Origin of the sequence: Mycobacterium sp., from assembly GCF_036273375.1 — a bacterium.
Taxonomy (GTDB): domain Bacteria; phylum Actinomycetota; class Actinomycetes; order Mycobacteriales; family Mycobacteriaceae; genus Mycobacterium.
Map to the genome: position 1 here is coordinate 17,726 of NZ_DASUHS010000161.1, position 13,641 is coordinate 31,366.

13 protein-coding genes are annotated in these 13,641 nt (G+C 68.0%); 6 read left to right on the forward strand and 7 right to left on the reverse strand.

Annotated features, from left to right (window positions below; all coding sequences use genetic code 11):
- Positions 1-23 precede the first annotated feature (23 nt).
- Genes VFW69_RS15195 through VFW69_RS15215 form a run of 5 tightly spaced genes read right to left on the reverse strand, consistent with a single transcriptional unit; the run spans position 24 to position 3,639 of the window.
- The gene (locus tag VFW69_RS15195) at positions 24-1,592 is read right to left on the reverse strand and encodes a polyamine aminopropyltransferase (RefSeq protein ID WP_526502330.1); all 1,569 of its coding nucleotides are present in this window, start codon (positions 1,590-1,592) and stop codon (positions 24-26) included.
- Positions 1,589-2,044, reverse strand: a complete 456-nt coding sequence (locus VFW69_RS15200; protein WP_526502331.1) for a DUF350 domain-containing protein — start codon at positions 2,042-2,044, stop codon at positions 1,589-1,591. Before VFW69_RS15200 ends, VFW69_RS15195 begins: the two co-directional genes overlap by 4 nt.
- A 25-nt stretch (positions 2,045-2,069) precedes the next feature.
- Positions 2,070-2,501 (reverse strand): DUF4247 domain-containing protein, encoded by a 432-nt coding sequence (locus tag VFW69_RS15205; RefSeq protein WP_526502332.1) that lies wholly within the window; start codon positions 2,499-2,501, stop codon positions 2,070-2,072.
- Positions 2,498-3,010, reverse strand: a complete 513-nt coding sequence (locus tag VFW69_RS15210; protein WP_526502333.1) for a DUF2617 family protein — start codon at positions 3,008-3,010, stop codon at positions 2,498-2,500. The genes VFW69_RS15205 and VFW69_RS15210 overlap by 4 nt, the downstream gene beginning before the upstream one ends.
- A gap of 17 nt (positions 3,011-3,027) precedes the next feature.
- Positions 3,028-3,639, reverse strand: a complete 612-nt coding sequence (locus VFW69_RS15215) for a DUF4178 domain-containing protein (protein ID WP_526502334.1) — start codon at positions 3,637-3,639, stop codon at positions 3,028-3,030.
- Positions 3,640-3,818: 179 nt separating this feature from the next.
- On the opposite strand from VFW69_RS15215, the gene ruvC reads away from it, so the two are divergent.
- From ruvC to VFW69_RS15245, 6 genes are all read left to right on the forward strand, one after another.
- On the forward strand, positions 3,819-4,385 hold the full coding sequence (gene ruvC / locus VFW69_RS15220) for a crossover junction endodeoxyribonuclease RuvC (protein ID WP_526502335.1): 567 nt from the start codon (positions 3,819-3,821) through the stop codon (positions 4,383-4,385).
- Positions 4,382-4,984, forward strand: a complete 603-nt coding sequence (ruvA, locus tag VFW69_RS15225) for a Holliday junction branch migration protein RuvA (protein ID WP_526502336.1) — start codon at positions 4,382-4,384, stop codon at positions 4,982-4,984. Before ruvC ends, ruvA begins: the two co-directional genes overlap by 4 nt.
- The gene (gene ruvB, locus VFW69_RS15230; protein ID WP_526502337.1) at positions 4,981-6,039 is read left to right on the forward strand and encodes a Holliday junction branch migration DNA helicase RuvB; all 1,059 of its coding nucleotides are present in this window, start codon (positions 4,981-4,983) and stop codon (positions 6,037-6,039) included. Before ruvA ends, ruvB begins: the two co-directional genes overlap by 4 nt.
- Before the next feature lie 292 nt (positions 6,040-6,331).
- The gene (locus VFW69_RS15235) at positions 6,332-7,048 is read left to right on the forward strand and encodes a hypothetical protein (RefSeq protein WP_526502338.1); all 717 of its coding nucleotides are present in this window, start codon (positions 6,332-6,334) and stop codon (positions 7,046-7,048) included.
- 156 nt (positions 7,049-7,204) lie between these two features.
- On the forward strand, positions 7,205-7,588 hold the full coding sequence (locus tag VFW69_RS15240) for a DUF1304 domain-containing protein (RefSeq protein ID WP_526502339.1): 384 nt from the start codon (positions 7,205-7,207) through the stop codon (positions 7,586-7,588).
- Positions 7,589-7,719: 131 nt separating this feature from the next.
- Positions 7,720-8,415 carry a hypothetical protein gene (locus VFW69_RS15245; protein ID WP_526502340.1) on the forward strand — a complete coding sequence of 232 codons (696 nt, stop codon included), beginning with the start codon at positions 7,720-7,722 and terminating at the stop codon, positions 8,413-8,415.
- Between the two features lie 62 nt (positions 8,416-8,477).
- Here the strand turns inward: VFW69_RS15245 and car are convergent, their stop codons facing one another.
- Together car and gabT are read right to left on the reverse strand one after the other, a co-directional pair.
- Positions 8,478-12,002 carry a carboxylic acid reductase gene (car, locus tag VFW69_RS15250; RefSeq protein ID WP_526502341.1) on the reverse strand — a complete coding sequence of 1,175 codons (3,525 nt, stop codon included), beginning with the start codon at positions 12,000-12,002 and terminating at the stop codon, positions 8,478-8,480.
- Positions 12,003-12,153: 151 nt separating this feature from the next.
- Positions 12,154-13,494, reverse strand: coding sequence for a 4-aminobutyrate--2-oxoglutarate transaminase (gene gabT / locus VFW69_RS15255; RefSeq protein WP_526502342.1), 1,341 nt, complete (start codon positions 13,492-13,494; stop codon positions 12,154-12,156).
- Positions 13,495-13,641 lie beyond the last annotated feature (147 nt).

The window sequence follows — 13,641 nt, forward strand, 5'->3', positions numbered from 1 at the left end:
GAAGCGGGTCGGCGCCATCAGAACTAGTCGTACCCGTGCCGCATGTCCTCGACGATGCGCGGATTGTCCAGAGTCGACGGCTCCACCGGGCGCGGCCCGATGTCGCCGGAGAAGACGCCGGCGGCGTCGAGCACCTGTTGGTTGAGGTAACGCAGCGGGGGCGCATTGGGGGGCACCGTTGGTGCGGGTGCGACCTCGGCGCGCTGCGCCAGCGCGAATCCCCAGTCACCGAAGGTGGGCACGTGCACGTGATACGGCCTGACCGCGTAGCCGGCGGCCCGGATCGTCGATACCGTGCGCCAATACGCGGTCGGGGTGGAGAAGGGACTGCCCGCCTGCACCACCATCAGCCCACCGGGAGCCAGCGCGCGGGCGACCAGCGCGTAGAACTCCGTGGAGTACAGCCGGCCCAGCACGGGTGTGTCGGGGTCGGGAAGGTCGACGATGACCGCGTCGAAGCGGTCCACGTTCGGTCCGCGCAACCAGTTCATTGCGTCCCCGGTCAGGACGGTCACCCGCGCGTTGTCCAGCGAGCCGCCATTGGCTGCGCGCAGCGTGGTGCGCGCGATGTCGATCACCGCGGGGTCGAGCTCGACCTGCACGATCTTGGAAATGCCTGGCTGGCGGAGCAATTCGCGCGCCGCCAGGCCGTCTCCGCCGCCGAGCACCAGCACCGAATGGGCGCCATTGCCGAGGGCGGGATAGACGAGGCTTTCGGTGTAGCGGTATTCGTCTCGGGTGGAGAACTGCAGCCCCCCATCGAGATACAGCCGGGTGTCGTTGCCGCGGCGGGTCACCACGATCTCCTGATAGGCCGTGTGCCGGTAGGCGATGATCGGGTCGGCGTAAAGCCTTTGCCTGCTTGTTGTTTCGATGTCGGCCGAACGCACCAGCAGGGTGGCGAGCAGCCCCACGGCGGCGGCCAGCGCGCACAGCGCCAGCACCAGCTGGCGCGTCGAAACCACTTGGCGCAACAGGAAAATCGCGACGACGGCGGCGGCCACCAGGTTAATCATGCCGGTGGCCGCCGCACCGCGAATCATCCCCAACTGCGGCAGCAACAGGAACGGCCAGACCAGTCCGCCCAGCAACGCGCCCAGGTAGTCGGCGGCGTTGAGGTTGGCCAGCGTCCGCCCGGCGTCGGCCGCACCCGCTGTCCGGCCACTCTGCAGCAGCGTCATCAGCAGCGGCACCTCGGCACCCACCAGGCCACCGATCAGCGCGGTGCTCAACGCAAGTACCCACGTCGACCCATCCACGAACGCGAACACCACGTATAGCGCCGTCGCCGACAGGCCACCGATGATGCCCAGCAGCGCCTCGACGGCGATGAAGGTGATCGCGGCGTGCGCCAACAGCGGCTTGACCAGCAGGGCGCCCACGCCCAGCGCGGCGATGTAGCCCGCGACGATCAGGGAGGTGGCGACGATCCCGCCGCCGTCGAGACTGGCCGACAGCGTCAGCAGCGCGAGTTCGTAGATGATGCCGCAGGCCGCGCACGCCGCCACGGCGGCCAGCAGCAGCGCCCGCCATCGACCCGTGGGCCCCGCGGACGGCGCCGCCTCGGGCGGCCGCACATCGACAGCGCTCATGACACCGCCGCCGCGGTCACCCCTCCCACGGCGAGCAGTATCAGCGCCACGGCGAACGATCCCGGATGCAACTCCGCCTCGTCGATGTGCTGGTGGAAGCTGCCCGGTATCAGCAGATGCATCGTCAGCAGCGCTATCCCTAGCAGGATCACGCCCATCAACCCGTACACCGCCACGCCGAGGAGTCCCTGGCCCAGCTGGCTATAGCTGTTGGCGATGGCCGTGATGATGACGACGGTCAGGGCGATGTACATCGCGCCCGCGACCACCACGGCGTTGGGGCGGCGGTCGATGAACACCAACTGGCGCAACTTCCCCGGGGTCAGCACGTCGACCGCGTAGAACCCGATGAGAAGCACGGCCATGCCGACGACGAAGTACAGGATCGTCGCGACCGCGCCTTTCAGCACGGGATTGAGGTCGACGGTGCCGATCTCGACGGCGAGGTACATGGTGCTCTCCTTTGCGATGGTGCCGTCACTTGGTTCCGCCGGGGCCGCCGGGGGTGCCCCCGGCGCCGCCCGACGGGGATCCAGGGAAAAATCCGGGGCCCAGGAAGACGAAGGCGCCGTGGCTGTATCCGGCGCTCAGCGGTTCGACGCGGATGCTGCACGGGTAGCCGCCGTCGGGGCCGACGATCACGATGTTGTTGCTGTAGCGCAGGTACTCGGTCTTGCCGTTGGCGGCCCGCGCGTTGGGTTCGGCATAGTCGGCGAGCGCGTCGGCCACCTGTTCGGGCGAACCGGTGCACTGGTAGCGAGTCCCGTTCACGTCGCGGGCATACTCGTGATAGTGGCCGGCCACGTATGACGCAATGTTCTTCTGCAGCAGGATGATTCCGAAGATCAGGCACGCCACGCCGGCCGCGCCCAGCACACCGGCGATCACGAACAGGCGGTTGCGACTCACGGACGCCACCGGCTGGCCGTGTGAACCACCGTTCCGCCGCCGCCGGGATGGCCCGGATAGAGGTGCCAGGTCTGCCAGCGCCAGCCGGCGCCGTCGGGTTCGGCGGCCAGCACGGTCAGCGCGGCGTCATCGCCGGGGAACGTGCCGCCGAGCCAGGCCGCCCGACGGGCGCAACGGCCGCGCAGATCGCGCGCGAGGCGGCGAAAGCTCGCCTCGTCGTGGGTGTCGGTACGCGACTGCAGGCTGTAGCCGGGCGCGTCGGTGCGCTCGGGCAGGACGTCGCCGAGATTGCGTGCCGTGCAAGAGATTTCCTCGGAAAACCGGCCCGCGGCGTGCTCGACCGCGATGACATGTGACGCGCCGAGCACGCCGAGCAGGAGCGTGGCGCCACCGGCCGGGTGGTCCAGGCGGCAGCTGGCCAGCGACGCGGGCACGGGCGCGTTGAGCGCGAGTCCCAGCCTTTCCCCGGATACGTCGGCCGGAGTCACGGCGAGTTGATGAAGGGGCACCGGCCTGACCTCTTGCCCTACGCCGAGCTGGGTGGGGGCGCCGAATACACGGTGATTTCGCCTGGCGAGACGGACTTGCCCGTCGATACCTCCCAGGGCATGTCAGGGGCCCAGCGCTCGAACGAGAGCAGCGCCGACTCGTCGGCGTTGGCGCAGTCGACGAACTCCATCTCGCCGCCGGCCGGCAGTCCGGTGGTGCCTTCGGTCGTGTAGGAGGCGCGGCCGCGTTCGGACTCGTGGAACGTCACGCCGTCGACGACATATTGGTCGCCGGGTCGCAGTGACACGTCCTTGCGGGTGACCCACATCGCCAGTTCCAGGCGTCCGTCGTCCTCCTCGACGCTGAACCAGAGCGGCTGGTCGCCGCCCTCCAGCAAGTGCTCCCACCACACGAAGGGACCTTCGCGGAAGGTGACCGAACCGCGCACGATGTAGTCGATGCCGCCGTAGCTGACGATGGCGCCCGGCCCGAGCTGGCGCGGCCCGAACTGCGGCATCGCGTCGGAGGAGAGCGGATCCTGGCGCCCGCCCCGCTGGGCCGGCTGCTTGGGTCGTCGCAAAGCCACCACCAGCACTACGACGGATGCGATGAAGAGCACCACGGCGATCATGACCAGCAGAGATCCCACGCCAACCCCTTAGTTGCCACGTTGCTCGAGCGAACGTGGGCTAAAGCTAACAGCTTTTGGCGGGGTTCGGCGCCGTAACGTCACCCCGGGAATCGGCGGCACCGCCGCGTGTCCTACCCGGACGCGTCCGTGCCGACCGCTAGGGTATCGAACAGCTGTTCTACTAGTTGGGAGCGGGAATGCGGGTGATGGGCGTCGACCCCGGCCTGACCCGGTGCGGGCTGTCGGTCGTCGAAAGCGGGCGCGGGCGCACGGTCGTCGCGCTCGACGTCGACGTGGTGCGCACGCCCTCGGACGCGCCCCTCGCCGAGCGGTTGCTGACTATCAGTGATGCCGTCGAGCATTGGCTGGCCACCCACCAGCCGGACGTCATGGCCATCGAGCGGGTGTTCTCTCAACTCAACGTGTCGACGGTGATGGGCACCGCCCAGGCCGGTGGCGTGGTCGCGTTGGCGGCGGCCAAGAGTGGCATCGATGTGCACTTCCACACCCCCAGCGAGGTCAAGGCCGCGGTCACCGGCAACGGTGCGGCCGATAAGGCGCAGGTCACCGCGATGGTCACCAGAATCCTTGCGCTGCAAACCAAACCGACACCGGCCGACGCCGCCGACGCGCTGGCGTTGGCGATTTGTCATTGCTGGCGGGCGCCGATGATCGCCCGGATGGCCGCGGCCGAGGCGATGGCCGCCGAGCAGCGACGAAAATACAAGACCACGTTGAAAGCCAAGCTGAAGGCCACCCGATGATCGCCTCGGTGCGCGGCGAGGTCCTCGAGGTGGCGCTCGATCATGTGGTGATCGAGGCAGCCGGCGTCGGCTACCGGGTCAACGCGACCCCGTCGACGCTGTCCACGCTGCGGACCGGGACCGACGCGCGGCTGATCACCGCGATGATCGTCCGCGAGGACTCGATGACGTTGTACGGCTTCACCGACGCCGATACCCGCGACCTGTTCTCGACGCTGCTGTCGGTATCAGGGGTCGGGCCGCGGCTCGCGATGGCGACCCTGGCCGTGCACGACGCCGGAGCGCTGCGACAGGCGCTGCACGACAGCGACGTCACCGCGCTGACCCGGGTGCCCGGGATCGGCAAGCGCAGCGCCGAACGGATGGTCTTGGAATTGCGCGACAAGGTCGGTGCCGGCGTCGCGGCCGGGGGAGCGTCGCCGGGTGCGGCCCTCAACGGCCACGCGATTCGCGGGCCGGTGGTGGAGGCGCTGGTGGGGCTCGGTTTCGCCGTCAAGCAGGCCGAGGAAGCCACCGACAAGGTGCTGGCCACCGATCACGACGCCACCACGACGGCCGCCCTGCGCGCCGCGCTGTCGATGCTGGGTAAGTCCCGATGACGGATGACTTCGCTGACGACTACGCCGATCGGGAGGTGTCCGGCACGCTGGCGTCGGGCGAGGGCGACATTGACGTCAGCCTGCGTCCGCGCTCGCTCCGCGAGTTCATCGGCCAGCCGCGGGTCCGCGAGCAACTGCAGCTCGTCCTCGAAGGCGCCAAAAACCGCGGCGGCACACCAGATCACATCCTGTTGTCCGGTCCGCCGGGGCTGGGCAAGACGTCGCTGGCGATGATCATCGCGGCCGAGCTCGGATCCTCGCTTCGGATGACGTCAGGGCCCGCACTCGAACGCGCCGGTGACCTGGCGGCGATGCTGTCCAACCTGGTCGAGCATGACGTGCTGTTCATCGACGAGATCCACCGCATCGCCCGGTCCGCCGAGGAGATGCTGTACCTGGCCATGGAGGACTTCCGGGTTGACGTGGTGGTCGGCAAGGGTCCCGGGGCGACGTCGATTCCGCTGGAGGTGGCGCCGTTCACCCTGGTCGGCGCGACCACCCGGTCCGGCGCGCTGACCGGCCCGCTGCGGGACCGGTTCGGTTTCACCGCGCATATGGACTTCTACGAGCCCTCCGAGCTGGAGCGGGTGCTGGCCCGCTCCGCCGGGATCCTGGGCATCGAACTCGGCGGGGACGCGGCCGAGGAGATCGCCCGGCGCTCGCGCGGGACACCGCGGATCGCCAACCGGTTGTTGCGCCGGGTTCGCGACTTCGCCGAGGTGCGCGCCGACGGCGTGATCACCCGCGACGTCGCCAAGGCCGCGCTGGCCGTCTACGACGTCGACGAGCTGGGCCTGGACCGGCTGGACCGCGCGGTGCTCTCGGCGCTCACCCGCAGCTTCGGCGGCGGACCGGTTGGGGTGTCGACGCTGGCGGTGGCGGTGGGCGAGGAGGCCGCCACCGTCGAGGAGGTATGCGAGCCATTCCTGGTCCGTGCCGGCATGATCGCGCGGACGCCCCGGGGCCGGGTGGCCACCGCCCAGGCCTGGACACACCTCGGCATGACCCCGCCGGCCGGGGTCACCGGCTTCGGCCGGGCCGGTCTGTTCGACTGACGGCGATCGCGAGCGCGGCGGTGCCGGGCGAAGCGGGTCGCCGCCATCGACGGTCCGGGCAATTCGCGGCCAAATCGTGACCTTTGCGCCGAGACCGGGCCCGTACGTTCGTCCTACGCGGCCTCCGGCCAGCTCAGACGCGCCCACACCGCGATCGCACGACCTCGGCCACGGCGGCCGCACTAACCCCAGCGACCCCAGCAAACACTTGCGCACCGCGTGACCGGTTACACCCCGGCACCGTCGGGTAACCAGCCCCACAGCAGTCATACCTGTCTGAAGGAGGGTTCCGATGAGGACCACGAGCCACGACTACGACCGCCCTCGCGCGCTGTACATGCCACGTACCCGCGGCGCGCTAACCGGGTTGTTCCTGATTCTTCTGGGTGCGTGGGGTGCATTGGTGCCCTGCTTCGGGCCCAACATCGATTGGGCGTACATGGCCGATCCGGCATGGACGTGGACCACCGCCAAAGGCTGGCTGGAGGTGCTCCCCGGGGCAGCCGCCGCGGTGGGGGGCTTGCTGGTGCTCATGTCCGGTAACCGCGCCACCGCGGTGTTCGGCGGCTGGCTGGCGGTCGCCGGCGGCGCCTGGTTCGTGGTCGGCCGTGCGTTCGCCTCAACGCTCGGCATCGGCGACATCGGTCAACCGACGGCGTCGACGGACCTGAAACGAGCCCTGCTCGAGGTCACCTACTTCACCGGCCTAGGCGCTTTGATCGTGTTTCTGGGCGGGGCCGCGGTGGCGCGCCTTGCCGTTCGCCACGCACGAGACGTCGTGGCGAGGGAACCGGCGCCGGTGGCGGGCGAGGCCGCCCCGGTGGCGGAACCGGCCATGCTCGACCACGGTCGCGTCCCGGCAGGAGCGCGGGCCGACACCATGGCGGCCGAGAGGGCGCCGGATGCCACGACGGCCGAGCGGGCGCCCCGCAAGCGCGGCGGCGGCCTGTTCCGTCGGCGCACCGGCGAGGGCGGCCTGTTCCACCGGCACCACCACGCCGGCGCCTAGCGCGGCAATTCCAACGGCGGGAGGCACCGGTAGCCCTGGGCTACCGGTGCCTTTTCGCGTCAGGCTGGCCCGGGTAACCGCCGGTCGGTAATGTTCACCGGCGCCGAGCCAAGCGAAATCTGCCGCAGCGCAGGTCCCGACCAACGAGGGAGAGCGATGATCACCACCGCGTTGGTGTTCGCAGCACTGGCGGCGTTGCTGCACGTCTACATCTTTGTGATGGAATCGTTGACTTGGACCTCGCCGCGCACCCGTGCCACCTTCGGCACCACCGAGGCCGAAGCCGAAACCACCAAGCTGCTCGCCTTCAACCAAGGGTTCTACAACCTGTTCCTGGCCGTCGTCACCGGTGTCGGCATCATCGCAGTTGCCTTGGGGCACACAAGCGTTGGAGCGTCGCTCGTCTTCGCGGGCGTCGGATCGATGGCCGCGGCCGCGGCGGTTCTGGTCGCGTCGGACCGCGACAAGGCGCGCGCCGCCGCGACGCAGGGCACCTTCCCGGCGATCGCAATCGTGCTCCTGCTGCTCGGCCTTCAGTAGTAACACCAGTCTCACCAGCCTCAAAAGCCACGGCTAGCGGTGGCTTTCGCCCGCCTCGTCGGTTAGTAGTGGAAGGCGCTGGGTAACCAGCCCAAGCCGGAAGCCGACCCGGTATTCAACGAGGGGATGTCATGAAATACGCAGAAGACGGCCAAACCCGCGGACTGAGAATGCCGCGCTCGCGCGGCGCGGTCAGTGGATTGCTCCTGGTCATTTTGGGGGCTTGGGGAGCGTTAATACCGTTTGTTGGTCCGCACTTCAATTTCGCCTACACACCGGACCGGGACTGGGCATGGAGCACGGCCCGGGGCTGGCTGGAGGTGGCGCCAGGCGCGGCGGCCGTTCTGGGTGGCCTGTTGCTGATCCTCGCCGGGAACCGTGCCGCCGCCATGCTGGGCGGTTGGCTGGCCGTGCTGGCGGGTGCCTGGTTCGTCGTGGGCAATCAGGTCGCCCCTCTGTTGGGAATCGGCTCCGCCGGCGACCCGATCGCCGCAACCGATCGCAAGCGTGCGGTCCTCGAGGTCACGTACTTCTCGGGCCTTGGCGCGCTGATCGTCTTCCTGGGTGGCGTTGCGCTGGCCCGCACCGCCGTGCGCCTGGCCCGCGACGTGCATCCGGTGGCGGCCGGGTCTGCCGCGTCGGCGCCGGCCATTGAGCCCTACCGGGATTCGACTTACGACGAACCGGCCGAGGTCTCCTCGGGCGCGCTGACCAAGCCGCGATCCGCGGCGGCCGCCGGGCCCAAGCGGGGATGGCGTCGCAACCGAGCGGCTGCGGGGGCCGGGGGAAACGCAGCGTATCTGCGTTGGCCGCACCCGCAGCGGTAGGCTCAAACACAGACAAGTCGCCCAGCCCCAAAAGGACTGGGCGACTTACTGTTTGGCCTACCTCAGAGGAGTCCAAGCAAATGCAGGTTGGTGACGTACTTGACGATGACCGGCGCCGACACGTGCGGAATGTCTTTGTCGGGGCCAATCTTCGCTTCCTGCACCGCCCCACGGAATACATCGGTGGGTGCCATCGAGCCGTTGATCGGCTTTTCCGGCTTCTGGTAGTTGTGCAACAGCGGCAGCAGCGAGTACTGACGCTGGCGATCCGGCAGGGCCCGCAGCGAGGTCTCGAACCGCCGCAGCCATTCGGCGTAATCGGCGATGCGCTCGATCGAATACCCGGCCTCGACCAGCCAATCGATGTACTCGTCGAGACCGATGCCGTCGTCGTACGGGTTCATCACGTGATACGTCTGGAACCCGGTGTCGCTGTCGGTGATCTGCGTTCCCAGCGTCGAGATCGCCGCGGCGATGAACTCGACCGGCAGACCGTCGTAATGTGCCCGCCGCCGGTTGCCGTCGGCATCGAGCTCGTAGAACGAACCGGGCGCGATACCGGTGGCTACCAGACTCAGCATCAACCGGGTGAACATGTCCGGCAAGTTGAGCTGTCCGGCGTAGGTGGTGTCGGCCAGGATCATGTCGCAACGGAACACCGTGACGGGCAGGCCGCACAGGTCATGTGCCTCACGCAGTAGCACCTCGCCGGCCCACTTGCTGTTGCCATAGCCGTTGGCGTAGTTGTCGTTGATCTCGCGGGTGGCGCTGATCTGCCGGATGTCGGCGTTCTCGACGAACGTGCCCGGCTGGATCTGGTCGCCCACACCGATCGTCGACACGTACATGTACGGCTTTTGCTTGGACGTCAACGCAATCCGGATCAGCTCCGCGGTGCCCACGGCATTGGGCCCGAACAGCTCGCTGTACGGCAGCACGTGGTTGACCAGCGCCGCCGGGTCGACGATGACGTCGACCGTGTCGGCCAGTCGCTGCCAGGTCTGCTGGTCCAGGCCGAGGTTGGCCTCGCCCTTGTCTCCCGCGATGACCTCGAGGTGGTCGCCGGCCAGCTTCTGATAGTGCGCCAGCAGTTTCGGGTCGCCGCTGTCGAAGGTCTTGTCAAGCCGCGCGCGCGCCTCCTCGTCGGACTTGGCCCGCACCAGGGCGATGACCTTGCCGTCGACCATGTCCATCCGCTCGAGCCAGTCCAATGCCAGGTAGCGGCCCAGGAATCCGGTCGCGCCGGTCAACAGCACGGTGCGCACCTCGGTCGCCGGCTGCTTCAGGCTCGGCGCGGCGGCCAGGACGGCCTCGTCGAGGAACTTGTCCAGCGTGAGGTCGCCGGCGTGCACCGTGGTGGCGCCGCGCCCGTGCACAGCGGCGAATGTCGGCCGCTTGGAACCCTGCCGCTCGGCCTCGATGTAGGTGGCGATGGCAGCCAGGTCGTTGGCCGGGCTGACGATGACACCCACCGGCACATCGATGTCGAAGATCTCGCGCAGCAGGTTGCCGAATGTCAACGCCGACAACGAGTCGCCACCCAGATCGGTGAAGTGGGCGTCCGGCGACAGGTCGCTGGTGGCGGCCCCCAGCATGGCGGCCGCGGCCCGGCTCACGGTCTGCAGCACCGGCGCCTCGGCGCCGCTGCGGCGCAGTTCGGCCAGCTCGTTGGCCTGTCCTGCGGCCAGGTCGGCGTAGATCTGCTCGAGCCGTTCGCCGTAGTGCTGCTTCAGCTTCGGCCATGCCAGCTTCCGGATCCCGGTCAGCAGACCGTTTTCCAGCGTGAACGGGGTGGTCTCCATGATGAAGTCGCGCGGCACCTCGTAGGACTGCAGGTTGGTCTCTTTGGCGACCTTCTGCAGTGAGTCGGCGATCTTCGGCTTGAGCGACTCTAGCCCTGTTTCGGCGTTTTGGCCCAGAGCCTCTTCGGTCGGCACCACAACGGCCAGCAGGTAAGGCTGAGAACTGTTGCCGTAGACGTAGATCTGGCGGATCAACGGGCTGTTGCCGAACATCGCCTCCAGCTTGGCCAGCGTCACGAACTCGCCCTGCGCGAGCTTCAGCACGTTGTTGCGACGGTCGACGTACACCAGCCGGCCCGGAGCCATCTCGGCGAACACGTCACCGGTCCGGTAGTACCCTTCGTCGTCGAAAACGTTGGCCGTGGTCTCGGCCCGCTTGTAGTAGCCGGGGAACATGTTCTCGGTCCGCAGCAACAGCTCACCGCGCGGATGCGGTCGGTCGGTGCTGAAGTAACCAAGATCCGGAACGTCGACCAGCTTGTAGTCGATCACCGGCGGGCGCTGAATCTCCCCGTCGAACAACACCATTCCGGCCTCGGTCGAGCCGTAGCCGTCCAGCAGGTGCATCTGGAGCAGCGACTCGGCCCACTTCTTCAATTCTGGTGACGTGGGTGCGGAGCCCGTCATCGCGAAGATGAACCGGCCGCCCAGCAGGTACTGGCGCTGTTCGTCCAAAACCGCGGCCTCGACCGCTTCGCGGTCCGCATCACCGTCGGCCAGACGACGCTCGACCTGGCGCTGGAATTCACCGAACAGCGTCTCCCAGATGCGCGGGACGAAGTTCATCTCGGTGGGCCGCACCAACTCGAGGTCCTCGAGCAGGGTGGACAGGTCGCTGCGGGCCGCGAAGTAGGCGGTGCCGCCGTTGCCCAAGGTGCCGTAGAGGATTCCGCGTCCCATGACGTGACTCATCGGCATGAAGTTGAGGGTGATCGACGCGGCGCTCTCACCGAACCAGTTCTTGCTGCCGCGGCGCCACATCTTGCCGACGTTGCTCTGCGGGTACATCGCGCCCTTGGGCGCGCCGGTGCTACCGGAGGTGTAGATCAGCAGGGCCAGCGAGTCCTCGTCGGTCTCCTGCTCGGCAACTGCCTGCAGGTCCTTGCCGCGCTGCAGCACGGCGGCGAGCGCCTCGACAACCACCTCGGTCTCGGCCAGCCGCGCCACGGCGCCGTCCACGGCCTCGCGCTGGTCGTCGACCTCGGGCTGGTAGTCGAACACGACGAGCTTGCCGGGCAGGTGGTCGCCGCGCAGGATCAGCTCCACGGCGTCGGTCAGCTGGTCGACGCTCGACGCGATCAGGCTGGGCTGCGTCTCGGCCACAATCGGCTGCAGCGATGTGATCGCCGCGCTGGTCTGCAGCGGCACCGACACGGCTCCGATTGTGCCCAGCGCCATGTCGATGGTGGCGTAATCGACACTGTTGAAGCCCAGGACGCAGACGCGGTCGCCGGGACTCACGGAGTCACGCAGCCACGCCCGGCCGAGGGCCGAAACCCGTTCGCCCAGTTCGCCATACGTGATGGTCTCGAAGCGGGGGAGCAGCTCGGCCGACGTGCGTCCGATCGTGCCGTCCTTGACGAACTCGACAGCGCGCTGCGCCAGCGCCGGCCGGTCGGCGTAACCGTCCAGCACGGTCCGAATGATCTGGGGCAGCCGCAGCCCGGGCTGTTCGAGGGCCGCGGTGATCGCCGGGTCCGGTCGGGCGGCGGCGAACTGAGGGTCGTTGGCAATGAGTTCCTCGACGCGACGGTCGAGTTGTTCGTCATGAATAGCAGTCGACATAAACAGATCCCTTGCAAATAAGAGTTAGCGAGTCAATTTGCGCTGTTCGCGCTGACCTATAGAACGTTAGCTAAAGTAACGGTATTCCACCAATGATCTGGCCTGGTGGTGTTTGTGAGATTGCCCACGCAGGCCCGAAGCTTCCCCAGGTCTATAGGTCGCGCAGCAGTGCGCCGAGGACGTCGATGCCCTCGGCCAGCAGCTCGTCGCTGATGGTCAGCGGGGGCAGCAGCCGGATGATGTTGCCGTACATGCCGCAGGTCAAAACGATCACTCCGGCCGCGGCCGCCGCGACGGACAGCTTCTGGGCAAATTCCTTGTCGGGGTCGGCGGTTCCCGACTTCACCAATTCGATGGCGATCATGGCGCCCCGACCACGCACGTCGCCGATCCGGTCGTCGCCGACCTGCAGGCGCAGCAGTGGTTCGGTGATCAGGCGTTCCAATTGCTGGGCCCGCTCGATCAATCCGTCGTTCTCGATCGTCTCGATGGTGGCCAACGCTGCCGCGCAAGCCAGCGGGTTTCCGCCGAAGGTGCCGCCCAAACCGCCGACATGCGGTGCGTCCATGATCTGTGCCCGACCGGTGACCGCCGAAAGCGGCAGTCCGTCGGCGATGGCCTTCGCGGTGCAGATCAGGTCGGGCTCGATGCCCTCGTGCTCGCACGCGAACATGGCGCCGGAGCGCGCGAATCCCGTTTGCACCTCGTCGGCGATGAACACCACGTCGTTCTTGTGGCACCAGTCCAGCAGGGTGGGCAAAAATCCCTCGGCCGGAACGATGAACCCGCCCTCACCCTGGATCGGCTCGATGATGAGGGCGGCCAGGCTGTCGGCACCGATCTGGCTGTCGATGACGCTGATGGTGCGCGCGGCGGCCTTCTCCCCGTCGGTGGCCAGTTCCTTGTCGACCAGGCCGTCGCGATACGGGTAGGACAGCGGCGCGCGGTAAACCTCCGGCGCGAACGGGCCGAAGCCGCCCTTGTAGGGCATCGACTTGGCGGTCAGCGCCATGGTCAGGTTGGTGCGGCCGTGGTAGGCGTGGTTGAACGCCACGACGGCGGGCTTGCGCGTGTACGCGCGTGCGACCTTGACGGCGTTCTCGACCGCCTCCGCGCCGGAGTTGAACAGCACCGAGCGCTTCTCACCGGAGCCCGGAGTGATTCGGTTCAGCGTCTCTGCGACGGCGACGTAGGACTCATAGGGCGTCACCATGAAGCAGGTGTGGGTGAACTCGGCCACCTGCGCGCGCACCGCTTCGACCACCCGGGGTGACGAGTTGCCGATCGTCGTCACCGCGATCCCGGATCCGAGGTCGATCAGCCGGTTGCCGTCGACGTCCTCGATGATGCCGCCGCCGGCGCGCGCCACGAATACCGGCACCGACACGTTCACCGCGTGCGACACCGCCGCCGCCCGGCGCTTGGTCAGTTCCAGCGATGCCGGACCGGGGATCTCGGTGACCAGCTGGCGAGTCTGCTCGAGGCTGGCCACCACATAACTCCTCTCGCGGCGCGCGTGTCACGTCGCATCAAAAGCCTATCGAGCTTGACGCCGGCGGGCACTCGGTGCACGGTGGCGGTCGGTCACGACCCGTGGCCTGCCAGACTGAACGGGCACACTGGACCGTTACAAGGTGCG